Source organism: Pseudomonas sp. GLN_2, assembly GCF_043106005.1.
Taxonomy (GTDB): Bacteria; Pseudomonadota; Gammaproteobacteria; order Pseudomonadales; family Pseudomonadaceae; genus Aquipseudomonas; species Aquipseudomonas alloputida.
This window is the reverse complement of the sequence record NZ_JBICMC010000080.1, coordinates 111,910-128,979: the sequence shown is the minus strand read 5'-3', so window position 1 is coordinate 128,979 and position 17,070 is coordinate 111,910. Positions and strand designations below refer to the sequence as shown.

At 61.1% G+C, this 17,070-nt stretch carries 15 protein-coding genes and 4 pseudogenes; 8 read left to right on the top strand and 11 right to left on the bottom strand.

The window, feature by feature from the left end; translation table 11 throughout:
- Nucleotides 1-360: 360 nt before the first annotated feature.
- From ACF8Q6_RS19350 to ACF8Q6_RS19325, 6 genes are all read right to left on the bottom strand, one after another.
- Nucleotides 361-870 (bottom strand): ProQ/FinO family protein, encoded by a 510-nt coding sequence (locus ACF8Q6_RS19350; protein WP_054889141.1) that lies wholly within the window; start codon nt 868-870, stop codon nt 361-363.
- 122 nt (nt 871-992) lie between these two features.
- Complete coding sequence (locus ACF8Q6_RS19345) at nt 993-1,547, bottom strand: helix-turn-helix domain-containing protein (protein WP_392494366.1); 555 nt, start codon at nt 1,545-1,547, stop codon at nt 993-995.
- Between the two features lie 183 nt (nt 1,548-1,730).
- Entirely contained in the window at nt 1,731-3,089 is a 1,359-nt protein-coding gene (locus tag ACF8Q6_RS19340) for an aspartate aminotransferase family protein (RefSeq protein ID WP_392499301.1), read from the bottom strand.
- A 68-nt stretch (nt 3,090-3,157) separates the two neighbouring features.
- Nucleotides 3,158-3,931, bottom strand: a complete 774-nt coding sequence (locus ACF8Q6_RS19335; protein WP_088513718.1) for a gamma-glutamyl-gamma-aminobutyrate hydrolase family protein — start codon at nt 3,929-3,931, stop codon at nt 3,158-3,160.
- An 84-nt stretch (nt 3,932-4,015) separates the two neighbouring features.
- Nucleotides 4,016-5,362, bottom strand: coding sequence for a glutamine synthetase family protein (locus ACF8Q6_RS19330; RefSeq protein ID WP_392492791.1), 1,347 nt, complete (start codon nt 5,360-5,362; stop codon nt 4,016-4,018).
- A gap of 27 nt (nt 5,363-5,389) precedes the next feature.
- Complete coding sequence (locus tag ACF8Q6_RS19325) at nt 5,390-5,944, bottom strand: helix-turn-helix domain-containing protein (protein WP_064493509.1); 555 nt, start codon at nt 5,942-5,944, stop codon at nt 5,390-5,392.
- 213 nt (nt 5,945-6,157) lie between these two features.
- Between ACF8Q6_RS19325 and ACF8Q6_RS19320 the strand changes: the two genes are divergently transcribed.
- The 4 genes and pseudogenes from ACF8Q6_RS19320 to ACF8Q6_RS19305 all read left to right on the top strand — a co-directional run.
- Complete coding sequence (locus ACF8Q6_RS19320) at nt 6,158-7,051, top strand: LysR substrate-binding domain-containing protein (RefSeq protein WP_392492792.1); 894 nt, start codon at nt 6,158-6,160, stop codon at nt 7,049-7,051.
- 99 nt (nt 7,052-7,150) lie between these two features.
- The gene (locus ACF8Q6_RS19315) at nt 7,151-7,855 is read left to right on the top strand and encodes an SDR family oxidoreductase (protein ID WP_392492789.1); all 705 of its coding nucleotides are present in this window, start codon (nt 7,151-7,153) and stop codon (nt 7,853-7,855) included.
- Between the two features lie 81 nt (nt 7,856-7,936).
- Nucleotides 7,937-8,239, top strand: a pseudogene (locus tag ACF8Q6_RS19310) (GFA family protein); the annotation flags it as partial.
- A gap of 42 nt (nt 8,240-8,281) precedes the next feature.
- Nucleotides 8,282-8,956, top strand: a pseudogene (locus ACF8Q6_RS19305) (GyrI-like domain-containing protein); the annotation flags it as partial.
- 71 nt (nt 8,957-9,027) lie between these two features.
- Here the strand turns inward: ACF8Q6_RS19305 and ACF8Q6_RS19300 are convergent.
- The 3 genes from ACF8Q6_RS19300 to ACF8Q6_RS19290 form a co-directional block, all read right to left on the bottom strand.
- Nucleotides 9,028-10,002: an EamA/RhaT family transporter gene (locus ACF8Q6_RS19300; RefSeq protein WP_392492787.1), complete on the bottom strand. Its 975-nt coding sequence runs from the start codon at nt 10,000-10,002 to the stop codon at nt 9,028-9,030.
- Nucleotides 9,999-10,562, bottom strand: coding sequence for a TetR/AcrR family transcriptional regulator (locus ACF8Q6_RS19295; RefSeq protein WP_392492786.1), 564 nt, complete (start codon nt 10,560-10,562; stop codon nt 9,999-10,001). The genes ACF8Q6_RS19300 and ACF8Q6_RS19295 overlap by 4 nt, the downstream gene beginning before the upstream one ends.
- Before the next feature lie 437 nt (nt 10,563-10,999).
- Nucleotides 11,000-11,476, bottom strand: coding sequence for a hypothetical protein (locus ACF8Q6_RS19290; protein ID WP_392499298.1), 477 nt, complete (start codon nt 11,474-11,476; stop codon nt 11,000-11,002).
- A gap of 91 nt (nt 11,477-11,567) precedes the next feature.
- Between ACF8Q6_RS19290 and ACF8Q6_RS19285 the strand changes: the two are divergent.
- Nucleotides 11,568-12,087, top strand: a pseudogene (locus ACF8Q6_RS19285) (LysE family translocator); the annotation flags it as partial.
- Between the two features lie 45 nt (nt 12,088-12,132).
- Here the strand turns inward: ACF8Q6_RS19285 and ACF8Q6_RS19280 are convergent.
- Together ACF8Q6_RS19280 and ACF8Q6_RS19275 are read right to left on the bottom strand one after the other, a co-directional pair.
- Entirely contained in the window at nt 12,133-12,441 is a 309-nt protein-coding gene (locus ACF8Q6_RS19280) for a chorismate mutase (RefSeq protein ID WP_392492009.1), read from the bottom strand.
- An 83-nt stretch (nt 12,442-12,524) separates the two neighbouring features.
- Nucleotides 12,525-12,678: pseudogene (locus ACF8Q6_RS19275) on the bottom strand (site-specific integrase); the annotation flags it as partial.
- A 251-nt stretch (nt 12,679-12,929) separates the two neighbouring features.
- On the opposite strand from ACF8Q6_RS19275, the gene dusA reads away from it, so the two are divergent.
- The 3 genes from dusA (at nt 12,930) to ACF8Q6_RS19260 (ending at nt 17,053) form a co-directional block, all read left to right on the top strand.
- Complete coding sequence (gene dusA / locus ACF8Q6_RS19270) at nt 12,930-13,940, top strand: tRNA dihydrouridine(20/20a) synthase DusA (protein ID WP_003248827.1); 1,011 nt, start codon at nt 12,930-12,932, stop codon at nt 13,938-13,940.
- 156 nt (nt 13,941-14,096) lie between these two features.
- A complete protein-coding gene (tal, locus tag ACF8Q6_RS19265) occupies nt 14,097-15,023 on the top strand; it encodes a transaldolase (RefSeq protein ID WP_012053145.1) in 927 nt (308 codons plus the stop codon).
- 179 nt (nt 15,024-15,202) lie between these two features.
- The gene (locus tag ACF8Q6_RS19260) at nt 15,203-17,053 is read left to right on the top strand and encodes an alkaline phosphatase D family protein (RefSeq protein ID WP_392493760.1); all 1,851 of its coding nucleotides are present in this window, start codon (nt 15,203-15,205) and stop codon (nt 17,051-17,053) included.
- Nucleotides 17,054-17,070 lie beyond the last annotated feature (17 nt).

Sequence of the window (17,070 nt, the reverse complement as noted above, 5' to 3'; positions counted from 1 at the left end):
AGGGGCAGGTTTCCGGCGTGTTCTGCTGCGGCGCACCGTTCACGTCACAGTTGCGTGGTACGGGTGGCCTCCTCGCCCACGGCCGCACGTCTGCGCGCACTGACCCTTGGGCATCCTGCTAGCATGGCACTTGTGGCGCCGAGGGGTTGTATACGAGCGACCAGGCGCATTCTGAAACCGACGCACGTGATTACGCCCCGGCATCATCTGCCGCGGCTTGCCGATCAGGTGGGTCTTGAAACCATCGTTGCATGCACCAGGCCCTCGAAACCGAACCTGGTCCATTGCCGGGCCTGCCAGACGGCAGCCCCGGCAATGGGCTGCCATCCAGCATGGCTACGGGGCAGAACGCGGCTGAGTTCAGTCGGTAGACTGCACCGTTGCGGTGTCGGCGGCGGGGGCCGGAGCCTGGGCCTTTGACTTCGCACGATTGCGTCGGTCCTGGCTGCGTTGCCGCGCAGCTTGCTGCTTGGCATGCAGCGCCTGAGCGGCGGTCACAGTACCCGCGGCCTGACCATTCAGGTCAAGGCGCGGTGCATTCTCCACCATGCTCGCCCAGTATCGAGCGCCCCGGCACCACGTGGAAATGCCCAGCTTGAGCTGTTCGCGGGTCAACCCAAGCAGCTCCAGGTGTTGCTCGGCATCCTTGAAAATGCCCTCCTTGAGCGGCACCTTGGGGGCCGGGTTGACCGGGAAAGCCAAGGGAAAATGCTTCTGCAGTGGCCAGATCGCTGCCACCGCCGGGTCCATCTCACGCGGCTTCGCCTGCGGGGGCGACTTGCGCTTGGGCGGTTTCGCGCTCTCGGCCTTTACCTGCCCTTTTTCCGCCCGCAGGCGGTCTCGTAGCTCAGCTAGTTGTTCAAAACCCATTGTTCATTCACTGCTTCGAAGTTGATTGCGTGGTGCAAGGATACCCCATGCAGCCTGCACATTGCTTGCAGGCCAACTTTCCCGGCCAGACCAGGCACAAGCGCATGCCTGTGCGACGGCCCTCAGCTGAACACCCAAAGCACGCGTGTGGACTTGTCGGTCAGGTTGGCATACCGAAAACGGGCGTGGGGCTGCAACTGAAAACTGTCATTGGCGTACAGCGTGACCGGGTCAGCATCGCCCAACCATACGGTCAGTTCGCCTTCGAGCACAAAGCAGCCCTGCTCCGAGCTGTCGTCCAGGTACTCCTCGCCACTGCTGGCCCCCGGCTGCAAATGGCTATCCAGCATGGAAAACGCGCCCGTTATGGAGGGCGATGCCAGCACATCGGTGATGCCACCGGCCAGGTGCAGCGTGCGACGCTCGTGGGGGCGGGTCACCCAGTCGAGCTCACGGGGTTTGTCCAGCTTGTAGAAGTAGGCTGTGGATACACCGAGCTCTTCGCTGATGGCTGTGAGATCGGCCACGGTCGGGCGTGACACGCCGCGTTCGACCTGGGACAGAAAGCCCACCGAACGGCCGATGCGCTGCGCCAGCTCGCCCAGTGTCAGGCCCTTGAACTTGCGCAGGTCGCGAATCAGTACTGCCAGGCCTTCGATTTCTTCGTGCACTTTCATGGTTGAATCGCGACTTTCAGACGGAAAATGTATGCCCAGAAAAGTACAGGATTCATTTCATAAAGCAAAATGCTTTGCGGAAGGTGCCTGAGGTGAAATGTACGATGGCGGCACCGATCGAGCACCGCGCAGGCGGCGCTCGATCTCACAGGTGCTGAGAACAGCTAACCAGGCCCTCTGCCCTTACCGAACAGCCTCATAGGTCAGGTCCAGGCACTTGCGGGCTTTCTCCACCAGTTCGTCGATCTCTTCGATACTGATCACCAGCGGTGGCGCGATGATCATGGTGTCGCCTACAGCGCGCATGATCAGGCCGTTGTCGAAGCAGTGCTGGCGACAGATCATGCCGACACCTTTGCCTTCATGACGGGCCCGGGTGGCCTTGTCTTTCACCAACTCGATCGCACCGAGCATGCCCAGGCCGCGCACTTCGCCTACCAGCGGGTGGTCGGCCAGTTCGCGCAGGCGTTGTTGCAGATAAGGCGCGGTTTTATCGTGCACCCGCTGGATGATCTGCTCGTCACGCAGGATCCGCAGGTTCTCCAGGCCCACCGCTGCCGCCACCGGGTGGCCGGAATAGGTGAAGCCGTGGTTGAAGTCGCCGCCTTCGCTGATCACCTTGGCCACCTCGCCACGCACGATCACCCCGCCCATGGGGATGTAACCGGAGGTCAGGCCCTTGGCGATGGTCATCAGGTCAGGCTTGAGGTCGTAATAATCGGTGCCGAACCACTCACCGGTACGGCCGAACCCGCAGATCACTTCGTCGGCGACGAAGAGGATGTCGTACCTGGCCAGGATTTCCTTGATCTTCGGCCAATAGGTCTGCGGTGGAATGATCACGCCACCGGCGCCCTGGATCGGCTCGGCGATGAAGGCGGCGACGTTGTCCACGCCAACTTCGAGGATCTTCTTCTCCAGTTGCTCGGCCGCCCACACGCCGAAGTCGGCCTCGGTCATGTCACCGCCTTCGCCAAACCAGTACGGCTGCGGGATGTGCACGACATCCGGAATCACCCCGCCCTGCTGGTGCATGCCACTCATGCCGCCCAAGGCCGCGCCCGCCACGGTAGAGCCGTGGTAGCCGTTGATGCGGCCAATGATGACCTTCTTGTTCTTCTGGCCCTTCAGAGCCCAGTAATGGCGGACCATGCGCAGCACGGTGTCGTTGCCTTCGGAGCCGGAACCGGTGAAGAACACGTGGTTCATGCCTTGCGGGGCCACCTCGGCGATCGCCTTGGCCAGCTCCAGCGCGGGCGGGTGCGCGGTCTGGAAGAACAGGTTGTAGTAAGGCAGCTGCTTCATCTGCTGGCTGGCGACATCGGCCAGCTCATCGCGACCATAGCCGACTGCCACGCACCACAGGCCGGCCATGCCATCGAGAATCTTGTTGCCCTCGCTGTCCCACAGGTACACGCCCTTGGCCGAGGTGATGATGCGCGGGCCTTTCTCGGCCAGTTGCCTGACATCGCTGAACGGGGCCAGGTGATGGTCGCGGCTCATGGTCTGCCAGGCAAGGGTCTGCGAATTCTGTTCACTCATTGACTTCACTCCATCAAGTTGCGCAGCCGCGCTGCGAGGGTATTTTCTACAGGTGGAAAGGCCGCTGCTCAGGCAGACAGCAACAGCCTCTGGCGCAGTACCGAGCGGTGCCGGCAGGCCTTGCCAAAGGACTGGAAGATGGCCAGGTAATGGGGGTTATCCATGACCTGGAACTCGGGGTGCCATTGCACGCCCAGGGCAAAACCCTTGCTGTTTTCGACCGAAATCGCTTCCACCAGGCCATCGGGCGCCAGCGCTTCCACCCTCAGCCCGGGGGCCAATACGTCGATGCCTTGGCCGTGGATGGAATTGACGTCGAATATCGCCGGCAAGCCCATGCGGTCGAGCATGCCGCCAGGCTCTACATGCAGGGTGTGGCGCGGCCCGTATTGCTTGTCGAGGGGCTCATCCTTGCCTTCACGGTGGTCCATGAACACGCCGGTCTCGTGGACCTTCTGGTGCAGGGTGCCACCCAGCGCCACGTTCATTTCCTGGAAGCCACGGCAAATGCCGAGTACCGGTACACCGGCGGCGATGGCGGCGCGCATCAGCGGCAACGTGGTGGCATCGCGCAGAGGGTCGTGATGGGTGCCCGCGGCACTGGCCGGGCCGTTGTAGTGGTACGGCTCGATGTTGGACGGCGAACCGGTGAAGATCAGCCCATCCACCACGTCAAGAATATCGGCGCTGTCCATCAACTCACCTAGGCTGGGAATGACGATGGGCAGCCCACACGCCGCCTTGGCTGCCGCGCGCGCGTACTTCTCGCTGATGGTCTGGGTTGCATGCAGCTCAATCATGCTGGTGCATGCGGTAATGCCGATCACGGGCACACGTGGCATATCTTCCTCCGGCAAATCCATATTGCGCGTTGTATTGAAACGGTAGAAAGGGAGGGTGCAGCGTCGCTGTTCCAACCTCGGCACCTACAGGAACCAGCGGTATTCGCGGGCATCGATGTGGTGCATGAAGTCCAGTTGCTCCTGGTATTTGTTTTCGCAATAGACCATCACGAACTCGCTGCCCAGGCCTTGGTTGACCACCGGGTGATGACGCATCGCGGCCAAGGCGCTGAGGGCATCCTTGGGGAAGTCGATGCCACTCTGGCGGTTGTCGTTCAGCGGGGCGATGGGCTCCACGCCGCGATCCAGACCATGCTCCATCCCTGTCAAAATGGCCGCCAGTACCAGATACGGGTTGGCGTCGGCGCCAGCGAGGCGGTGCTCGATGCGCAGGTTGCGCGGGTCGGACTCGGGGATGCGGATGCACGCGTCACGGTCTTCGAAACCCCAGCTGGCCTTGCTCGCCGCGTTGACCATGGCGCCATAACGTCGGTAGGCATTGTGGTTGGGGGCAAAGATCGGCATGCAGTGCGGCAGCAGCTCCAGGCAGCCTGCCACCGCATGGCGCAGCTTGCGCTGTTCGCTTCCCGCCAGGATGTTATTGCCGGCGGCGTCGTACAGGCTGACGTGCACATGCATGCCGCTGCCTGGCGCGTCCAGGTAGGGTTTGCTCATGAAGCTGGCACGGTAGCCGTGCTTCATCGCGATACCGCGGGTACTGCGGCAGAACAGTGCCGACCAGTCCGCCGCACTGAGGGCATCGTCGCTGTGCGAGAAGTTGATCTCGAACTGGCCTGGGCCCAGCTCTGCGGTGATGACGTTCGCCGGCACGCCCTGCTCGTTGGCGCCATCGACCATCTCGTGCAGGACCGACGAGAAGCGCGACAACCGCTCGATGTGCATGTTCGGCTGATCGTCTTCATCCTCGGTTGCCGGGTCACGTGGGTACTGTGGCAGGCCGTTATCAAGCTTGCGGTCGAACAGGTAGAACTCCAGTTCGAACGCCACCACCGGGCGGATGCCACGCTTGGCCAGACGCTGAAGCACACGCGCCAGCACTTCACGGGGCTCGAACTCGATCGGCTTTGCGGTGCCGTCGGATGTGATCAGCATCTGGGCGATCACTTCCTTCTCCCAACGCACCGGTTTCAGCGTACCCGGCACCAGGCGCCGGGCGGCATCCGGGTCGCCGTCGGCGAAGCAATAGTCACCAATCGGGTAAAGGCCGCCCTGGGTACCCAGCAGCACGCAGTTCTGCGGCAGCTTCAGTGGCGCACCGGCTGCGACTTTTTCCAGCATGTCCATGGGGTAGCGCTTGCCGTAGAAGTGCCCGGGGATGTCCAGCGCAATCAGGTCGACATAGCGAATTGACGGGTGTTCTGCTCGGAACGAGCGCACTTCAGCCAGCAGATCCGGAAAGATGACACTCATCTTCTTATCCTTGTGAGGTGAACGAATTCAATTGAAGACCCAGAGCACACGGGTGGTTCTATCCGTCAGGTTGGCGTAACGGAACGGCGCATGGGGTTGCAGCTGGAAGCAGTCGTTGGCTTGCAGGGTCACGGCATCGCCCTGGTCCAGCCACACCGTGAGTTCGCCCTCGAGCACGAAACAGCCCTGCTCGGAACGGTCGCTCAAGTACGCCTCCCCACTGGTGGCGCCCGGCTCGAGAAGGCTGTCGAGCATGGAGAAGGCGCCTGCGATGGTCGGCGAAGCCAGCACGTCGGTGATGCCCGACTCCAGGTACAACGTGCGCCGCTCGTGGGGGCGCGTGACCCAGCCAATGCTGCGGGGCTTGCTCAGGTTGTAGAAGTACGCGGTTGATACGCCAAGCGCTTCGCTGATAGCGGTGAGGTCTGCCACGGTCGGGCGCGAAACGCCGCGTTCGACCTGGGAGAGGAAACCCACCGAGCGGTTGATGCGCTCGGCCAGTTCACCCAAGGTCAGGTTCTTGAATTTGCGCAGGTCGTGAATAAGGATCGCGAGGGCTTCAACCTCTTCGTGCATCTTCATCGTTTCGGACTGCCGTGAAATTTTTAGACTTATTTTTCATGAAAATTTACATGAAAAATTTCACGCGTCAAGCCAAACGATGGAAATGTGCAGCCGCCAACAGAGGGCTTGCTGCGCAGCGAGGCGGATTGGCTGCGGTGGCGCGGGTTTCTTTACAGGCGCTCGGCGAGTAGCCTCGTGGCTGAATCCTCCAGCCCGAACCTGTCCATCGCCATGCCAAACGGTTTCCCTGATTTGCCCTCGCTCAATGCGCTACGTGTGTTCGAAGTGGTTGCCCGCCACCTGAACTTCCGCCTGGCCGCCAACGAGCTGGGGGTGACCCAGGCGGCAGTTGCACAACAGATACGCGGGCTGGAAGCGAGCCTGAACCTACGTTTGTTCGAGCGCCTGCCCCGGGGCCTGGCACTGACCGATGCAGGGCTGGGCTACAGCGGCAGCATTCGCAACGCCTTGGCGATGATCGATGAGGCAACCCGCCTGCTGCGGCCACAAGCGTCTCATCTGACGGTCAGCGTGACACCGACCTTTGCCTCCAAATGGCTCATTCCCCGGCTGGGCCGCTTTGCGCACAGCCATCCGGACATCGATTTACGTGTACTGGCCACAGATCGGCTGTCCCACTTCAATACCGACGGCGTGGATCTCGCAGTCCGCTATGGCAAGCCCGACATCGGCGCGGGTTTGAACAGCGAACTGTTGATGGAACAGCGTATCGTCGCCGTGGCCAGCCCAACGTTGTTCGAAGCCAGCAAAGTCCCCACCAGCTTCGAGCAGCTTCAAGCGTTCACCCTGCTCCACGATGCCCATGATTTCTGGCCTCGGTTCCTTGCACAACTGTTCCCGCAACACGGGCAAGCGACTGCCAGAAACCTGCGGTTCAACCAGACTTCATTGGCCATCGATGCGGCCATCAGTGGTCAGGGTATTGCGTTGGCAAGCCTGGCGTTCGTCAGTGATGACCTCGTCGCGGGCAGGCTGACCCAGGTCTTCGCTCAGCAACTCAGGCTCGATAAGTCGTTCTATCTGGTGTGGCCGCGAAAGTTGCAGCAGCCGGAGTCGCTAGGCATTGTCCAGCGCTGGCTCAAGCAACAAGCAGGCAATAGTTAATCTACTGCCTTGGTGAAGTTTAGCTGTCTCCCTCGCGGCCACGACTGCTGCTAATTTTAGTGCACCTAAGCATTCAGCCATTAACGTTCCGGAGGCAGCATGTCAGTAGAAAAAGTTGCGATCATCACAGCAGGTGGCAGTGGTATGGGCGCGGCAGCGGCACGGCGCCTGGCCGCTGACGGGTTCAAGGTTGGCGTCCTGTCCTCCTCGGGCAAGGGCGAAGCACTGGCTGCCGAGCTTGGTGGTATTGGCGTAACAGGTAGCAACCAGTCGATTGACGACCTGAAACGCCTGGTTGATGCCGTGGTGGAAAAGTGGGGGCGCATCGATGTGCTGGTCAATAGCGCCGGCCATGGTCCGCGCGCGCCAATTCTGGAAATCAGCGACGAGGACTGGCACAAGGGCATGGACACCTATCTGCTCAATGTCATTCGCCCGACTCGCCTGGTGACGCCCTACATGCAGCGCCAGAAAGGGGGCGTGATCATCAACATTTCCACCGCCTGGGCGTTCGAGCCGAGCGAGCTGTTCCCGACGTCTGCAGTGTTCCGCTCGGGCCTGGCCGCATTCACCAAAATCTTCGCCGACCAATTCGCCGGGGACAACGTGAGGATCAACAACGTCCTCCCCGGCTGGATCGACAGCCTGCCGGCCACCGAACAGCGCCGCGACAGCGTGCCGCTCAAACGCTATGGCACCTGCGAGGAAATCGCCGCCACCATCGCGTTTCTCGCCAGCGAAGGCGCTGCCTACATCACCGGGCAGAACATCAAGGTCGATGGCGGCTTAACACGTAGCGTTTGATTGCCCGTTGGCCCGCAGGCCGGTCGACTGATCGGGCCAAGGCGTTTACGCTGGCGCTTTCCCACCTGCACGGAAGCGCCAATGACAGAGGCATACCAAGGAAGCTGCTTGTGCGCAGCAGTCTCTTACCTGCTACTCACCCCACCCAAGGCAGTGAGCCACTGCCACTGCAGCCAGTGCCGCAAAAGTCACGGCGCCGCATTCGCTTCGTACGGCAGCATTCCGCGCAGCAGGCTGCGCATACTGCGCGGCGCTTCCAGCATCAAGGCCTTTTCTTCATCACCGACGGTTACGCGCGAGTTCTGCACGGAGTGCGGCTCGACCTTGTTCTGGTCACGCGCCCAAGGTGAGTTTGCCGACTGGATTTCGATAGCACTGGGGTCAACGAACGGAATCTCTGGAAGGTGCGGTAAGCGCTAGCATTGGCTTCGACGCGCAGCGCATCAACTGGTCGCCTCGCCCGCGACGCCCATACTGGAGGCCGCATTCGGCGCCGGTTTCGAAAGCCCCGAAGCCTTTGCCAGAGCATTCAAGCGCGCCTTCGGCATGGCGCCGAGCGCTTTCGCCAAGGCGCCGAACTGGCAGGCCTGGAGTGCGGTATTCAATGTTCCTCACCGATCCAGGAGTATCACCATGCAGATCCGTATCGTGCATTTCGCCGAAACCCACGTGGCCGCGCTCGAACACCAAGGGCCGCCCGGCCTGGTCAGCGAAAGCGTCGCGCGTTTTCGCCAATGGCGCATGCACAGCGGCCAGTCGCCTGTGGCCAGCAGCCGTACCTTCGGTATCCCCTACGACAACCCCGACACCACCCCGGCCCTCGCTTTTCGCTTTGCCGTGTGCGGCGAGATAGACGAGACAGTACAGACCAACGATTTCGGCGTGCATGAACGGGTTATACCGGCAGGGCGCTGTGCCGTGATTCGACATACCGGCTCGCCTGACTACATTGGCGAAACCATCTACCCGCTCTACCGTGACTGGCTGCCATTGAGCAACGAAGAACTGCGTGATCATCCGTTGTTCTTTCATTACCTGAGCGTGTATCCGGAAACGCCACTGGAGCAATGGCAGACAGACATCTACGTGCCGCTGAAATAGGCTGAGCCATGGACAGCAGGCGTAGCCAACTTGGCCGGCCCAGACGCATGGCCGGGCAACCGAGCCGGGGATCAGATACGTACCCTGGATGCCTCGCCATGCGTCTGGAGGCGTGTTTGCTTGCGGTAAAAGGCGTGAATAGCCCACACCACCCCTACGAACAACAAGCCTGTTCCAAGCGCTTCCATAGGAGACGGCCAGCGTTGGTTGATGAGCAGGCCCATCGTAGTTGCATAAATGGATCCGCTGGCGATCAATTGCCCGCTCAGCGCCAGCGGTAGACGCCGCGTTGCGATTGACCATGCCCAGGCACCTGCAAGGGTGGCCCCTAACCCCTGAGTCAGCCCACAGACGATCAGCGCCTGAGTACCTGCCAATCCGCTCGGATGGCTAGCGAAATGAGACAGTTTCAAGTACAGCCCAACCGGGATGAACGCCAGCATTTCGACGCTGCACATGAAGATCAACATGGCTGACCACAACATGGGAGACATGCTTGGGCGTCGAGCCAAAGCACTTTCATTCAATAGACCAAAACCGGTCCAGAATGCGATTGCCAGCAACGATGCAAGCAGCCCAAGCAGTAACGATGCGGTTGGGAGCACTGCCGCCGCACGGCTAGCATCAAACACGCTCAGATTGACCAGGCTGATGCCCAGACCCGCCACCAGCAGTGGCCCGGCAATGGCGCGCCAGGGCACGCTGGCACTGCGCAGGTTGCCGGCAATCGCAAGCACGATCGGTACTGACCCCATCATCACCGGAGGGATCACCGGCCCGGCTGCCAAGACCGCAGTGGTGATCAGGAAGAAGTAGCCAATGTATCCCAAGAAGCCCAGCAGTGCGGCACAGGCCCAGTCAATCAGTCGCAATTGCCGCACTGCGCTACGGTAAACGAACAGCACCAGCAGGCTACCTAACCCGGCAAAGGCATAGCTCACCACCGCCAGGTCAAAAAGGCTGTAGTCACCGACCAGCCCCGGAAAGATGTAGAGCAGTGACCAGGAAAAGGTGGCGGCAATGGCCGCTAACAAGCCCAGGATCATACGCCCTGCTCCTGCCTCTGGATCCAGCAATGAGCTATTTGCCGGGCAGTGTCGAATACCCGCATGTCCTGGCCCATCGCGCCGCTGACAAAACTGCCCTCCAGCAAGATAAACAGCCCCTGGGCAACTGCGTCAGGGTCGCTTATCCCGGCGCTCATGGCCAAGGCAGCAAGGTTTTCGCGTATCCCTTGCTTATGCCGGCTCACTGCCAAATGCACGGGGTGGCTAAACTGGGGGAATTCAGCCGCACTGTTGACGAACAGGCACCCGCGCTCGCTATCTTTTAAAAGAAAGCGCTCATACAGATCGAAAAAAGCGAGCATGCCACTGACCGGCTCAGGATGCCTGGCCAAGGTGCACGCTACCTCTTCACGCCAGCGTCGGTCACGCTCTTCAAGGCACGCCACTATCAGCGCATCCTTGGAGGGGAAATGGCTGTAGAGCGTCATTTTGGTAACACCCGCCATCGCGGCAATGGCCGTTACCCCCGTCACGTATACACCTTGCGACAGAAACAGCTTCAGCGCGGCATCAATCAAACGCTCACGGGTATTGTCCAATTCAAGGCACTCCGGCAAAGGGACGGAGCTGACTATACTGACCGGTAAGATTCAGGCCGCATCCAGATACGACCTGAAGCATGGCCGCTACGACACAGAGCGCAGCAGCAAAACGCAGGCCTGGCCAATCAGAAACTTGCTACGCCAGCTAAGCGCTCCTGCACTTGGGATGCGAATCAGGGCTATGTGGCTGATCGTGCCGTCTACCTTCTTGCGAAACACCGCCTGGCCCAACGTGTCTTGGCCATGCCGGTGGAAACTGTGTCTACCGAGATCGATCCCGACCCACACTGGCCCGCTCGTGATGATGGCCTCCAAAACAAAACACCCTGCGAAAGCTTAGCCCTCGCAGGGTGTGGGGGTGACCCGTTCATTTAGCCCGGCCTACGCTGGGCTTTCGTGCACGCTAAAGCCGGTACGGCATGGATGCGCTCAAATCATCGATCATTTTTTGAAGAAGACCCGACAGCGTTGCTGAGGCCTTTCGAATTATGATCGCCTGGCGTCGTTCCAGAGATGGCCGTGGACTTGGCCAAACCGCGAGTGTCCTTGGAGTGAGCGACACCCGAGGTGGTGGTGCCGTGACCGTTGTCGCTGTTGCGCGAGCTTCCGTAATGATTGCCGCTTACCCCATGATCGCGGGTCGCCTTTCCAGCGTGATCACTTCCAAGGCCCTTCCCGCTTCCACTATGCCCTCCCATGCCACCGCCATGTCCGGCGCCGTTTCCACCGCCATGTCCGCCGCCATGTCCGCCGCCACCGCCATGACCACCACCGCCGCCGCCACCACCACCACCACCACCACCACCGCCCTTGGCATAGGCGGAACTGATAGGAGAGACATCGGCAGGCAAGAATGCCGTCATCCCGAGTGCCAATGCACAAGCAAAGACAGCAACCAAAGGTTTTTTCATTTTTTGTTCGGCTCCGGAGGCGCGAGTGGGTGGCTAAAGTGCAGGTTGGACCTGATACAGCCACCAAAGTTCTCGCATTCCGACAGACTGCCAGGGTAACGTCGCAGCGGCCGTGTCCGGCGTGGCGTCCGGCGCAGGCATTCTGTTTCACGTTGCAGCCGCCTCGTTAGGCCTTACCCTACTGATGCAAACCTGGGTGCTCGCATTTTGGGTGATCAAGCTCTGCCGGCTATCTGCTCTGGCTAGGGATCAAGGTGCTGCGCGCTCGTAGCCTGATAAGCTTTCAGCCGGCGTCCAGGCAATCGCTATCCAGCATTTTTCTGACCGGTCTGCTTTCGGCTGCGCTCAACCCCAAGCCAGGTTTGTTCGTGCTGGCGTTCATTCCCCAGTTCGTCGACCCCGCACGCGGGTCGGTCAGCGTGCAGATGTTGGTTTACGGCGTGTGGTTCGCTGTACTCACGGCATTAAGGTTTGCCTTGATGGGCATTTTCGCCACGGGACTGTCTCGCTACCTGTACCGGCGGCCACGGCTGGTGAATGGGCTGAACGTGGGCGCAGGCCTCACCTTCGTTGCGTCTGGCGTCTCGATTGCGGCGTTGAGCCAGAGATAGCAAGCAGGAGAAAGCGGCGGGGCTGCGTATGAGCCCCGCGTTTCATCACGATGCTGAAGCCTCGTCAGCCAGCTTCGCATGGGTGTTCAGTTCCTCAGCGATGAAGGCCGAAATCATCGCCCGATAGACCTGTTCCACCACCTCGGCCGAAGCACCGGTTTCGTCAGCCATCTCACGAACCTTCCTGATCACTTGCTCGACCCGAGCAGGCGCACGCACATCATCGGTGGTTTTCTTGAAGCCCGCTGCTTGCATCACGAGCCTTCCACGTTTGGCGAGAAGCGAAACGAGGCTGCGGTCGATTTCATCGATCCGTTGACGGACTTCGTCCAGAGAGGTGCAAGGTACATCCATTTGCTTGACTTCCTTTTCATATGCCTGCGATGGATTGGAGCAGGCTGTCGTGGGTGACTGGGTCGTGCAGTGTAGCTTCTATGCTAGGTTCGCTTCACGCTCCTTAGAGGGGTGTAACGCCGCAGCGAGTGGCCCGTCACGATGACCGGAAACACTCCATGCACGCGGGATATCTCACTCCTTATCGAACAACCAGCTCACGCCTGCGTGGCGCATGTCGTGAAAATGCAGATCGTCCACGCCAATCATCTTTCGCCCTGGCTTGAGCAGCCTGCTGGCGGGCGAATGTCTGGGACCTTTGGTAGACTAGGACACCCTTTTTCTTGAGGCGGATCTGGACGGTATAGCTAACCATTCCATCGGCCTTTTTCCTTGCTCTGATCGTTGCCATGATTTCCGGTGGTACGAGTGTGTTTGGCGGCGGTAGCCCGCACCACTGTCAAACCCAACACGCCCCCGGAAAATGGTGCATAAATGCGTAGACCAGAATGCCCCTAGAATCAGCTTCAAAGCCACAAACCACGCGCCCTGAGCCGTCACGCCGCTTCAGCGTTGCCCCCATGATGGACTGGACCGACAGACATTGCCGGTTCTTCCTGCGCCTGCTCTCCCGGCAAACCCTGCTCTACACCGAAATGGTCACCACCGGTGCCCTGCTGCACAACGACGCCCACCGTTTCCTGCGCCACGATGCTTCTGAGCACCCGCTGGCCCTGCAACTGGGTGGCAGTGTGCCGGCCGACCTGGCCGCGTGTGCGCGCCTGGCTGAAGAAGCGGGCTACGATGAGGTCAACCTCAACGTTGGCTGCCCGAGCGACCGGGTGCAGAACAACATGATCGGCGCGTGCCTGATGGCTCACCCGGCGCTGGTGGCCGACTGCGTGAAGGCCATGCGTGATGCCGTATCGACGCCTGTCACGGTGAAGCACCGCATTGGTATCAACGGCCGTGACAGCTACGCCGAACTGAGCGACTTCGTCGGCCAGGTGCGTGAGGCCGGCTGCCGGAGTTTTACCGTGCATGCACGCATCGCGATTCTGGAAGGGCTGTCGCCGAAAGAGAACCGCGAGATCCCGCCGCTGCGCTATGACATCGCAGCGCAGTTGAAGAGGGACTTCCCGGACCTGGAGATCGTGCTCAACGGCGGGATCAAGACTCTGGACGAATGCCAGGCACACCTTGAAACCTTCGATGGCGTGATGCTGGGGCGCGAGGCGTATCACAACCCTTATCTGCTGGCCGAGGTGGACCAGCAGCTGTTTGGCAGCGATGCGCCGGTGGTCAGCCGTAGCGAGGCATTGGCGCAACTGCGGCCTTACATCGTGGCGCATATGGAAAGTGGCGGTGCGATGCACCACGTTACCCGGCATATTCTGGGGCTGGCCCAAGGATTCAAAGGGGCGCGGCGCTTCCGCCAGTTGCTGTCGGCAGACATTCACAAGGCGGCTGAACCCTTGGCGGTGTTTGACCAGGCCGTGGAGTTGTTGCAGGGGCGGTGACCTCAGAGGGAGGGAACCTCGGGCTTGCTTGCGACTCGAATCTTCACCTTTCGTACAGCCCCGTGCGGGCCAGCGGGTCCGCAGGGTTTCGGCGGCCCTTGAGCGGCTGCCGGGGCTCGGGTAATGTCGAGTAAATGCACAGGACAGAGCACGCCCATGACCTCCAAGCTGGAACAACTCAAGCAGTTCACCACCGTGGTCGCCGACACCGGGGACCTGGACGCCATCACCCGCCTGAAGCCGGTCGATGCCACCACCAACCCGTCGCTGCTGCTCAAGGCTGCTGCCATCCCGGGCTACGCCGACCTGCTGAAACAGGTGAAGGCCGACGCCAAGGGTGATGTCGACCTGGCCTGCGACAAGTTTGCGGTGGCGGTAGGCTCAGGCATTCTCAAGGTCATCCCAGGGCGTATCTCCACCGAGGTGGATGCACGCCTGTCGTTCGATGAGCCAGCCCTGCTGAACAAGGCCCGTCAGCTGATCGCCCTGTACGAGGCGGCCGGAGTGGCAAAAGAGCGTGTGCTGATCAAGCTGGCCTCCACCTGGGAAGGCATTCGCGCCGCCGAAAAGCTGGAGAAGGAAGGCATTCAGACCAACCTTACCCTGCTGTTCTCCTTCGCCCAGGCCCAGGCTTGCGCCGATGCCGGGGTGTTTTTGATTTCGCCGTTCGTGGGCCGTATCTACGACTGGTACAAGAAGAGCACCGGCCAGGAATACGTGGGCGCCGAGGACCCAGGCGTGCAGTCAGTTACGCGCATCTACAACTACTACAAGGCCAATGGTTACAACACTGTGGTCATGGGCGCCAGCTTCCGCAATATCGGCCAGATCGAACAACTGGCCGGCTGTGACCGCCTCACCATCAGCCCCGAGCTGCTGCAGCAACTGAGTGATGACCAGGGTGAGTTGCCGCAGGTGCTGAAACCGGGCAACGCCGGTGAAGCCAAGCAGCACCTGAACGAAAGCCAGTTCCGCTGGGCGATGAACGAAGACGCCATGGGCACCGAGAAGCTGGCCGAAGGTATCCGCCAGTTTGCGCGGGACCAGGAAAAGCTGGAGAAGTTGATGGCTGAAAAGGCCTGATACAGTTCGGGTTTGCCTGACGGGCGGGAAGTGTTCAGTATTTTCCGCCCGTTTTGTTTGCCACGCCTTAGTTGTGTATTGAATTCTCGGGCCTGTTCGCGGGCAAGCCCGCTCCTACACCAATCGATGTAAGGGCGGGCTTGCCCGCGAACAGGCCGCCATAGCCACCCGAGCTGTCGATGACCTCCCCTAACCCGTTGCCCCTCGTTCTCGCCGGCCCGATACTGCGCCGCCTGGAACCCCAGCGTCTGGCCGTCTGGCTGGTCACTACCCAACCGCTGCAGCCCGCGTTCGTCTGCCTGGCAAGCGAGGCCCACGTCGATTGCCAGGTGGTGCCGATTGGCCGGCATGCCTACGTTCACCTGCTGGACATCCAATTCGCCAGCCCCCTGCCCTGCAACCAGCTGCTCGACTATGACCTGCTGATCAATGGCCAGGGTATCGCCGACTGGGCGCCGCACTTGCTCTACCCGGGCGCCCAGCGCCCAAACCTGGTGCTGCGTGAGCGCCTCGAGCAGTTGCTGCACGGCTCCTGCCGCAAGCCGCACCACCCTGCTGCCGACGGCCTGCTGTGCGCCGACCGGCTGCTGCAGGCGTGCAAGAAGCCCGAAGACCGCCCGGCCGTGCTGTTGATGACGGGCGACCAGGTTTACGCCGACGATGTCGCTGGCCCCATGCTGCGCGCCATCCATAGCCTGATCTCGCGCCTGGGCTTGTTCGACGAGCAACTGGAGGGTGCGGTGGTAGCCGACAGCCAGGCGCTGTACCAGCACCCGGCCAGCTACTACCACCGCGCCGACCTGCTGCCGGCGCTGGAACGCAACGACACCCTGCGCGAGCGTTTTTTCGGCGGCAAGCGCAAGCCGATCTTCTCGTCCAGCAACGCCGACAACCACCTGGTGACCTTCGCCGAAGTCATGGCCATGTACCTGTTGGTATGGTCGCCGGTGCCCTGGCAACTGGTGGACCTGGGCATCCCCAGCGGGCTCAGCGACGAGCATCAAGCCCGATACCGGCAAGAGCTTCCGCTGATCCAGGGGTTTGCCGACAATCTCGGTCAGGTGGCGCGGGTGATGGCCCACCTGCCCTGCCTGATGATTTTCGACGACCACGACATCACTGACGACTGGAACCTCTCGGCGCAGTGGGAGGAAACGGCCTACGGCCACCCATTCTCGCGAAGGATCATTGGCAACGCCTTGCTCGGCTACCTGCTCTGCCAGGCCTGGGGCAACAACCCGGACGATTGCAATCCGCTGATCAAGCAGTGCCAGGTGCTGACCCGCCAGAACCAGGATGAACTGATTGGCGAGCTGCTGCGCTTCCAGGGTTGGCAGTTCAGCCTGCCGACAGAACCACCGCTGCTGGTACTGGACACCCGTACGCGGCGCTGGCGCAGCGAAAGTAACCTGGCCAAGCCGTCCGGCCTGCTGGACTGGGAAGCGCTGAGTGAATTGCAGCAAGCACTGCTCGATCATCCTTCGGCGGTCATCGTGTCACCTGCGCCGATTTTCGGGGTGAAGCTGATCGAGACGGTGCAGAAGGTGTTCAGCTGGCTGGGCTACCCGCTGCTGGTGGATGCGGAGAACTGGATGGCCCACCGCGGTGCAGCACAGGTCATCCTCAATATCTTCCGCCACTCGCGCACGCCGGGGCACTACGTGGTGCTGTCGGGGGATGTGCATTATTCATTCGTGTATGAGGTGCTGATTCGCCACCGCCAGCGCAGCCCGCATTTGTGGCAGGTGACCAGCAGCGGAATCAAGAACGAGTTCCCCCGGCGCTTGCTGGATGTGCTCGACCGGCTCAACCGCTGGTTGTATGCGCCGCGCTCGCCGCTCAACTGGTTTACCAAGCGCCGAGAAATGGAGGTGGTGCCGCGTACGCCCAGCCACAGCAAGGCCGGGGAACGGCTGTGGAATGGTGCCGGGCTGGGACAGGTGTTTTTTGATGAACAGGGGCGGCCGGCGCGGGTGTATCAGCTGGATGCGGGCGGGGGTGAGGCTACAGAGTTTAAAAACCGGGCGTAGTGAGATTCAGATTTTTT